Below are 8,570 nucleotides of genomic sequence, written 5' to 3'. Positions count from 1 at the left end.
CGGAGCGGGCGGCCAGGCCCCCGGTAACACCTACGGCTGCGGAGGTGACGGGGGCAACGGCGGTGACGGTGGCGACGGCGGCCGGGGAGCCGACGTCTCAAGCACAGAAGGCGCGGACGGCAACAACGGCGCAGACGGCACCGCCGGAGCCGACGGTAACAACGGAGCCGTCGTCATCAGCTGGTGACCAGCCGCCCGTGACCACCGCGGCCACTGCCAGAGCGGCTCCCCCCGTGGCGCTGACGACGGTCAGCGCCACATCGTGCGAAGCGTCTTCCGCTCACTCCGTGCCGGCCACAGCGGTTGCCGTGCGGAAATCGGTCACCGTGACCGATCCCCGCACGGCAACACGCAGCTCCCATCTCGGTCCGATGGCCTTTGACCAACCGATTCAGGGTTCAGACCCAGGCGCTAAGGAAGTCGGTCGCCTGGACAGCACCGCGGAGCACGAGGACGGACAACCGGGAGAAGTTCACCGCCTCGCACGCGCGCGACACACGTGCGCGCCTTGGGCCGGGCCGGAGCACACGGCCGGTGCGGTGAAGAAGAAGCTCCCGAGACTGGGATGATCAGGCGATGACCGACCGCCGCCCGCTGGGCACCGGAACCAACCGCGCCACCACGCCCCGCACGCAAGACACCGACCCGGTGCCGCGCGCCCAGCTCGCCGCCGAACGCCTCGCCTCCGTCCCGGCCTCCGAACCGAAGCCCCGCCCGGTAGCCAGGCGCCGTACCCTCGGCTCTGGCCCCACCACATCCAGATGACCGCAACGGCGGCAAATCACGTCCGGCAGTCACAGCGAGGGCCAGGCCTCCCCCGGCTCGCCCTGAGTATGGTCGGGTAGCCGGATCACATGAGCTCGGGACAGCGGTCCTCACCCCGACCGACTACAGCTCGAACTCCAGGTGTTCGACGTCGGTGAACTCCACCTCCAGGCCGTGGGCGCGGCGGCCGCCGTCGCGGAAGTACACCTCCCCCAGCCCTTCGGTATCGAGTGCCGGCCGCTGGAAGCCTCGCTGGACGGCTTCTTCCGGGTACGCGCCCCTGAGACCACCCCGGGCGGTTTCTACGAGGCGACCCTGGAGATCCAGTACGACGGCGACCTCGACCTCAAGGACAACTTCTACACGCTGCCCATCACCGTCGTAGCCCCCCGGCCCTCCGGCGACGAGACCGCGCTGTTGATCTTCCAGGAGACCATCCCCGAGACCGCACCGGGGAAGTCCGCCAGCTTCAACCTGCGCTACCTCTCCCCCACCGGCTAGGTTCTGTTGCGAAAGTGGATCTTGGCTGTAGATGATCACGCTTTGTGGGACGTGGGGATCTGACACATGGCCAGTGGGTCCGGCTGGAACCGTTGCTGCCGAAGGGCATCAAGCCAGGCCGTCCGCCGGTGTGGACGCGGCGACAGTCGATAGACGGCATACGGTGGCGGACCCGGACCGGTGCTCCCTGGCGTGATGTGCCGGAACGCTACGGGCCGTGGGACCGGGTCTACGACCTATTCCGGCGCTGGCAGCGCGATGGCACCTGGGCCAGGATCGTCACCCGGCTGCAGGCCGAGGCCGACGCGAAGGGCCTGATCACCTGGGAGGTGAGCGTCGACTCCACCGTCTGTCGGGCCCACCAGCATGCCGCCGGGGCGGCGAAAAGGGAGCCCTGCAGAAGGAGCCACCCGGCGGCATCGCCGTCGAGCCGGCCGACCATGGCCTTGGCCGCTCGCGAGGCGGGCTGACCACCAAAATTCATCTTGCCGTTGAGCAGGGGCAGAAGCCGCTGTCCATTGCGATCACAGCCGGTCAGCGGGGTGACTCGCCACAGTTCGAACCGGTCCTGGAAGCGATCCGGGTGCCCCGGCTCGGTCGGGGCCGGCCCCGCAGGCGCCCGGACCGGGTGCGGGCCGACAAAGCGTACGACTCCCGCAATAACCGGTCCTACCTGAGAAGACGCGGTATCAAGGCGACCATCCCGGTCCCGGCGGACCGAGTTCGCAACCGCCAGAAGCTCGGCTCCCGAGGCGGTCGGCCGCCGAAGTTCGACAAGACCGACTACCGCGAGCGCCACGCGGTCGAGTGCGGAATCAACCGCCTCAAGCGTCACCGGGCCGTGGCCACGAGATACGACAAGCTTGCCGTCCGTTACGAGGCGACCGTGCTGGTGACAGCCCTCAACGAGTGGCTGTCACCAGTGGCTTTCGCCGTCGACATCAGTCTGTCGATGTCGGCATGGCGCAGGCGTCGGCGATAGCCCGGGTGTCCCAGTAGAACGGACGGACCTCGGTGATCCGCCCGTCCTTGACCGTGATCGCTTGCAGAATCGGGAAGCTGAGTTCACGGCCAGTCGCGCGAGCGCGAGCACGGACCTGTGTGAGCACGACAGCAGTCTCACCAGTGGCAAGGAACTCCTGCTCACCCATGTCGAATGACTCCCACACCTCGCCCATCATGAGGAAGAACTGCATCATGCCCTTGTGCCCGCGCCAAGTGCCTCCATAGGGCAGAGAATCTGCTTGATGCAGCTCGACATCCGGCGCAAAGAAGGGGGCGAGCAGACCGAACGAAGCCTCGCCAGGGCCTCCCGCCGCCAGGTACTCCGCCTCAGCCGCATACATGCCGGTGAGAACTGCTGCTGACTCCGCAGTGGATGACATCGTCATGCCGCAAGCATGAGCACCACAGCAGGACCTTGCTAGCGGCAATCAGACATCGTTGTGCTGCGCGGTCGGCACTTCCGCAACACGCCCTGGCCGGTCAACCCCGGCGTCATCACCCAGCGCTTCAGCGCACCCACTGGCTTCGTCTTCACCGGCCGCCCCGCCTACGGCTACTACGGCGCCATCGGCGGAGTCATCACCGTCGAGCTCGAATACGAGCTGTACGACACCGGGCGCACCCTGGTCATCCGGGCCAACCCGCACCTGAACACCACCGCCAGCGACACCGGCAGCCTCGTCTGCACCATCCCCTGCGCGGTCAGAGGCTGAACTTCCTCACCGGAACGAGGACGGAGCGACTACGGACACCTCGACAACTGCACGGACTCCAGGAACACCCCGAGCATGCCCACCGGCCACCGCGACGCACCGGAAAACTCCAAGATCCCCGACAGAGCCGAGCTCAGCCCATGTTGGCGAATGTGAGCTCGGCCATGCCCCAAAGACCGAAGAGCTGGAGCCCCAGAGCGCCAACCGCCACTCCCAACGCCGCGCCGGTGGTCAGTCGGCGCCGCACAAACCTGTATACAGAAAGCGTGACGGCTGCGACAAGGAAGAGCAGGATTACGGAAAGGGGCATATCTACCTCTATGGAAGGACTGCAGCTTGACGGTGAGAGCGCACCCGGATAACAGCGTCTACGAATCTCAACCGTCTAGACGAAGTCGGTCGTGAATTGGTTCACCGGGTTTTGAGCACATCGGGATCTGCGGAAGACCCGCTACGACTTCGGGGGCGGGCGCCATCTTGTCCGACGGGGCACGTCACACACATGCGCAGCCGGCAACCGCATGAACGCCCATTACGCCACCACGCTGCTACAAGCCCTGCTCGTTCTGGCGAACCGCGAAGTCCAGCGGTGACAGACGATCACCCGACGACGATCACTCCGCCTGCCAGCACGAGGACCGCATCACGGACTCACACCAGTACCGCGACCTGCGAGTTCAAGATGAAACGATCTCACTGAAGCGGGACGGAGGCGGCATCGGTGACCGCGTGCACTCTGACCGCCACCTGACAGTTCGCCTGCTTGCCCAAGGCCCCGCAGTACTGGTGCGCGACAGCGACCGACATCCGGCCGTCCTTGGGAAACGACACGTCGTCGACCGCCCAGGCATCCGGGCCGATCAGCGGCACCATCCGCTGCGCGATCCGCCGCCGGACCGGCACCGGATCCCAGGTCGACTGGTTCACGACTGCTGCAGGTTCTGCTCGTTGCCGTCCGGCAGACGAGCGGCCATGGCCTGGACGGACTTGCGCCGCCCGTCCACCATCAGCCCCCGCAGATAGCAGTCACCCTTGGCCCGCTGGTCCTTGCGCGGCACCGACGCGAACACATCAGCCACGAATAACGCCAACTTCGCCCGAGCACGGTTCACTTCATGTGCGTCCACACACCCACCATGCCGCTGAACACCACCAACAGAAAGACCTAACGGAGTCCTACTAGGTTCTGTCCGGCGGATCACTGGCGGAGCCAGAGCCGGATTGCTGCGGTGGTGACGGTGCCGTGGAAGACGTAGGCCCGCTTGTCGTAACGAGTCGCGACCGCGCGGGAGTTCTTGAGCCGGTTGATGGTCCGCTCGACCTCGTTGCGGCGCCGGTAGTGGTCGCGCTGGAAGCCGGTGGGTCTACCGCCTTCTCTGCCTCTGCGTCGGCGGTTGGCACGCTGGTCCTTCGGTTCCGGGATCGTGTGCCGGACGCGGCGTCTTCGCAGGTAGCGGCGGTTGCGGCGTGAGCTGTATGCCTTGTCGCCGCTGACGTGGCCGGGCCGGGTCCGGGGCCGTCCGCCCAACGGGCGAGGGACCCGTATCCGGTCCAGGACCTCGATCATCTGCGGGGCATCGCCCCACTGGCCCGGCGTGAGCAGGAGGGCCAGTGGGCGGCAGCCACCCTCGCCAGCCAGGTGGATCTTGCAGGTCAGGCCGCCCCGGGACCGTCCGAGTCCCTCGTCGGGGCGGTGGTGCCGGGGCGTCGTCCTTTTTTCGGGACCCGCGGCCGGACCTTGCGGGCGCCGGCCGCGTGCTGATGGGCCCGGCAGGACGTCGAGTCGACGCCCACCATCGACCAGTCGATCCGCCCTACCAGGTCGGCGTCGGCCTGGACCGACTGCAGGATGCGGTCCCAGGTTCCGTCCGCCGACCAGCGGCGATGCCGCTCGTAGACGGTCTTCCACGAGCCGTAGCGTTCCGGCAGGTCACGCCAGGGAACACCGGTCCGGATCCGGAACAGGATCCCGTTGACCACGGTGCGGTGGTCGTTCCACCGGCCGCCCCGGCCACCCGAAGGTGGCAGATGCGGCTCAAGTAACGACCACTCGCGATTCGTCAGATCCCCCCGACCCATGACCGAACCAACGAGCGACCGGTCAGAAGGTCACATGATCCGCCGGACAGAACCTAGCCGTGCCCCGCGCCGCGCGGGACGCGCCAGAGGGGCACAACGACCCCGCGTGCCCCTGGTGGGCGGGGGAGCCCCGCGTGCGGCCCGCGCGGCGTCAGGCGCCGAGCCGTCGCGGGAGCCGGGCGGCGAGGAAGTCGATGAGCTCGCTGACCCGCCGCGGGACGTGCTCGTCGTCCTCGGTCAGCGCGTAGATGTCGGCGGGCGGCGTCGGGACGTGCGGCAGGACCCGGACCAGCTCACCGCGTTCCAAGTGCGGCCTGACGTGCCACTCGGACCGCATGATCACCCCGCGTCCCTCCAGGGCCCAGCCGGTCACCACGTCGCCGTCGTTGCTCGACAGACTGCCGTCGACCCGGATGTGCCGGGGGTGGCCCGCGTCGCCGAACCGCCAGAGCGCGTAGTCACTCTCGTTCTCGCGCAGCACGATGCAATCGTGGCTGGCCAGGTCCTCGACCCGGGCCGGGGTGCCGTGCCGGGCGAGGTAGGACGGCGAGGCGCACGGCAGGCGCCGGTTCCGCGCGAGCCGGCGCATGCGCAGCGAGGAGTCGGGCGGCGTGCCGACGTGGATGGCGACGTCGAACTCGCGCCGCCGCAGCGGGAGCGCCGAGGTCTGCAGGCGTACGTGGAGCGCCGGGTGGGCCTCCGCGAACTCGCCAAGCAACGGGGCGACATGGGCGCGCCCGAGCCCGAGGGTGCACTCGATCACCAGGGTGCCGTGCAGCCCCGCCGACCGGTCGGTGAGGGTGTCCTCCAGCTCCCGCAGCTGGCCGAGGATCGTCTCTACGCGCGCCGCGTACAGGGTGCCCTCCGAGGTCAGCACCAGCCGGCGCGCCCCGCGCTGGACCAGCCGCACCCCGAGGCGGCGCTCCAGGGCGCTGAGCCGCTTGCTGACCACGGGCAGGGAGCACCCCAGTTCCCGGGACGCGGCCGTCAGGGTCTCGCTCGACGCGACCACCCGGAAGAACTGGAGGTCGTCCAGGGAGGAGCGGCTCACCGCCGCACGGCCGCCCGCTGGTTGGTGGCTTTCCATGGGCGAAAGGCTACCTTGCCCGCCACCTGCTTGTGGAGGCCGTCGCGGCTGGCCAGGGTGGGCGGACACCCACCGCACTCTCCGGTAGGTCCGCGGCCCCGGGCCGTGGAAGAGCCGCATTCCGAGGAGCCGAGCCTTGCCGCACACCCATCGCATCGCAGCGATCCCCGGGGACGGGATCGGCCGCGAGGTGGTCCCCGAAGGGCTGCGCTGCCTGCGCGCAGCCGCCGACGTCCACGGATTCGCCCTGGACGTCACCGAGTTCGACTTCGCCAGCGCCGACTACTGGCTGCGGCACGGCACCATGCTCCCCGCCGACTGGAAGGACGTGCTGGGCGGCTTCGACGCGCTCTACTTCGGCGCCGTCGGCTGGCCCGAGACCGTCCCGGACCACGTGTCCCTGTGGGGGAGCCTGCTGCAGCTGCGGCGTGGCTTCGACCAGTACGTCAACCTGCGTCCGGTCCGGCTGCTGCGCGGCGTGCGCAGCCCGCTGCGCGACCACCGGCCGGGGGACATCGACTTCTACGTCGTCCGGGAGAACACCGAGGGCGAGTACAGCAGCATCGGCGGCCGCATCTTCGAGGGCACCGCCCGGGAGACGGTGGTCCAGGAGACCGTCATGACCCGCACCGGCGTCGACCGCGTGCTGCGCTACGCCTTCGAACTCGCCGCGCAGCGCCCCCGCAAGCGCCTCACCTGGGCCACCAAGAGCAACGGCATCTCCGTCACCATGCCCTACTGGGACGAGCGGGCCGAGCTGATGGCGAAGCGGTACCCCGAGGTGACCGCCGACAAGGACCACATCGACATCCTCACCGCGCGGTTCGTCCTCCAGCCCGACCGCTACGAGGTCGTGGTCGCCAGCAACCTCTTCGGCGACATCCTGTCCGACCTGGGCCCCGCCTGCACCGGCACCATCGGCATCGCCCCCAGCGCCAACATCAATCCCGAGCGCACCTACCCCAGCCTGTTCGAACCGGTGCACGGCTCGGCCCCGGACATCGCCGGGCTCGGCATCGCCAACCCGGTCGGCCAGATCTGGAGCGGCGCGATGATGCTGGACCACCTCGGCGAGCACGAGGCGGCCGCCCACGTTGTGGCCTCGGTGGAGAGCGTGCTCGACGAACGGCCCGACGTCCTCACCCCCGACCTCGGCGGCACCGGCACCACCGCCGGGCTGGGAGAGGCGGTCGCCACCCGGATCGCCGAGGGACGGCCATGACGGCGCCGGCCGCGAAGGTCGCGCACACCCGGCGCATCACGTTCCTCGTCGCGCTCGCGGTCTTCGCGCAGGAGTCGACGTGGAACTTCTACGAGTCCCAGCTGCCGCCGCTGCTGCGCGAACACCTCACCAGCGCCGCCGTCGTGGGACTGCTCATGGGCATGGACAACCTGCTCGGCATCTTCATCCAGCCGTGGATCGGCAACCGCTCCGACCGCACCAGGACCTCCTGGGGCCGGCGCATGCCCTACCTGGTGGCAGGGATGCCGGTGGCCGCCGCACTGTTCGTCGTCATCCCGCACGCCTCGGGGTCCCTGCCGCTGCTGATCGCCGTCATGTTCTCGTACGCGCTGGTCGCCAACACCTTCAAGCCGATCGCCGAGGCGCTCGTCCCGGACTTCGTCGCACCCGAGCGGCGCAGCCGGGCCAACGCGGCGGTGAAGATCGCCTCCAGCCTCACGGTCATCGTCACGGCGCTGCTCAGCCTGCTCCTCGTCGACGACCACCTGTACATCGCCTTCACAGTCCCCGCGGCCCTCATGCTCCTCTCGGTCGCGATCCTCGCCACGACGGTGCGCGACAACCGGTCCCCGGCCTACCAGGCGGCCGTGGCCGAGGCCGCGGAGGCCGCCGCGGCCGACCACGCGGAGCCCCGCGTGCGCGACACCTTCCTCGACATCCTCCGGTCCCCCGACCGCAGCCGGGTGCTGCTGCTCGCCGCCATCCTGCTCTTCAGCAGCGCCTGGGCGGCGTCCCGCTCCCTGGTCACGCCGTACGGCATGGAGGCCCTGGACCTCACCCGCGGCGAGGCCGGCGGCCTGACCTTGCCGAGCGGGGTCGCCTTCCTGCTGGCCGCCTACCCGTCGGCGCTGTTCGCCGAACGCTACGGACGGCTGCGCGTGATGACGGCGGGCATGTGCGTGTTCGTGGCGGCCATGGTGCTGGGCACGCTCGCCCAGAACCCGACCGGGACCGTGGTGGCCCTGTGCGTCGGCGCGGTGGGCGCGAGCAGCTTCCTGGTCAACGCCGTGGTGGTGCTGTGGAACCTGGCCCCGTCCGCCCGGGTCTTCGGCACCTACGCCGGGATGTACACCGTCAGCTGGGCGAGCGGCGGCTTCCTGGGCCCCGCCCTGGTCGGCGCGATGGTCGACGTGAACGGCTGGCCGCTGATGCTCCTGGACATCGCCCTGGTGGCCTC

General features: G+C 69.3%; 8 protein-coding genes and 2 pseudogenes. 6 read left to right on the top strand and 4 right to left on the bottom strand.

What is annotated here, in order from left to right:
- The 3 genes and pseudogenes from B7767_RS47505 to B7767_RS37460 form a co-directional block, all read left to right on the top strand.
- Positions 1 to 187, top strand: a pseudogene (locus tag B7767_RS47505) (peptide ABC transporter ATP-binding protein); the annotation flags it as partial.
- Positions 188 to 906: 719 nt separating this feature from the next.
- Positions 907 to 1,266 (top strand): hypothetical protein, encoded by a 360-nt coding sequence (locus B7767_RS49460; RefSeq protein WP_179167461.1) that lies wholly within the window; start codon positions 907 to 909, stop codon positions 1,264 to 1,266.
- Positions 1,267 to 1,310: 44 nt separating this feature from the next.
- Positions 1,311 to 2,248 (top strand): IS5 family transposase gene (locus B7767_RS37460; RefSeq protein ID WP_373408271.1). Its coding sequence is split into 2 segments (ribosomal slippage): positions 1,311 to 1,668 and positions 1,668 to 2,248, totalling 939 coding nucleotides; the frame shifts between segments, so codons are not numbered across the junction.
- Here the strand turns inward: B7767_RS37460 and B7767_RS37455 are convergent.
- On the bottom strand, positions 2,208 to 2,657 hold the full coding sequence (locus B7767_RS37455) for a nuclear transport factor 2 family protein (protein ID WP_085575886.1): 450 nt from the start codon (positions 2,655 to 2,657) through the stop codon (positions 2,208 to 2,210). The two genes, B7767_RS37460 and B7767_RS37455, sit on opposite strands and share 41 nt — an antisense overlap.
- Before the next feature lie 54 nt (positions 2,658 to 2,711).
- On the opposite strand from B7767_RS37455, the gene B7767_RS37450 reads away from it, so the two are divergent.
- Positions 2,712 to 2,984: a hypothetical protein gene (locus tag B7767_RS37450; RefSeq protein ID WP_085575885.1), complete on the top strand. Its 273-nt coding sequence runs from the start codon at positions 2,712 to 2,714 to the stop codon at positions 2,982 to 2,984.
- A 693-nt stretch (positions 2,985 to 3,677) separates the two neighbouring features.
- On the opposite strand, the pseudogene B7767_RS37445 reads toward B7767_RS37450, so the two are convergent.
- From B7767_RS37445 to B7767_RS37435, 3 genes and pseudogenes are all read right to left on the bottom strand, one after another.
- Positions 3,678 to 4,042 (bottom strand): annotated as a pseudogene (locus tag B7767_RS37445) (transposase).
- Positions 4,043 to 4,182: 140 nt separating this feature from the next.
- A protein-coding gene (locus B7767_RS37440) for an IS5 family transposase (RefSeq protein WP_107486547.1) occupies positions 4,183 to 5,063 on the bottom strand; the annotation gives its coding sequence in 2 pieces (ribosomal slippage) (positions 4,183 to 4,703 and positions 4,703 to 5,063; 882 coding nt in all).
- A gap of 151 nt (positions 5,064 to 5,214) precedes the next feature.
- The gene (locus tag B7767_RS37435; RefSeq protein ID WP_085575884.1) at positions 5,215 to 6,150 is read right to left on the bottom strand and encodes a LysR family transcriptional regulator; all 936 of its coding nucleotides are present in this window, start codon (positions 6,148 to 6,150) and stop codon (positions 5,215 to 5,217) included.
- Positions 6,151 to 6,286: 136 nt separating this feature from the next.
- On the opposite strand from B7767_RS37435, the gene B7767_RS37430 reads away from it, so the two are divergent.
- Together B7767_RS37430 and B7767_RS37425 are read left to right on the top strand one after the other, a co-directional pair.
- Complete coding sequence (locus tag B7767_RS37430; protein ID WP_085575883.1) at positions 6,287 to 7,372, top strand: tartrate dehydrogenase; 1,086 nt, start codon at positions 6,287 to 6,289, stop codon at positions 7,370 to 7,372.
- The coding region (locus B7767_RS37425) for an MFS transporter (protein ID WP_085575882.1) at positions 7,369 to 8,570 on the top strand (1,202 nt) is incomplete at its 3' end. The genes B7767_RS37430 and B7767_RS37425, both read left to right, overlap by 4 nt.

Origin of the sequence: Streptomyces sp. 13-12-16 (genome assembly GCF_002114215.1) — a bacterium.
Lineage (GTDB): Bacteria > Actinomycetota > Actinomycetes > Streptomycetales > Streptomycetaceae > Streptomyces.
This window is presented reverse-complemented; position numbering and strand designations above follow the sequence as displayed.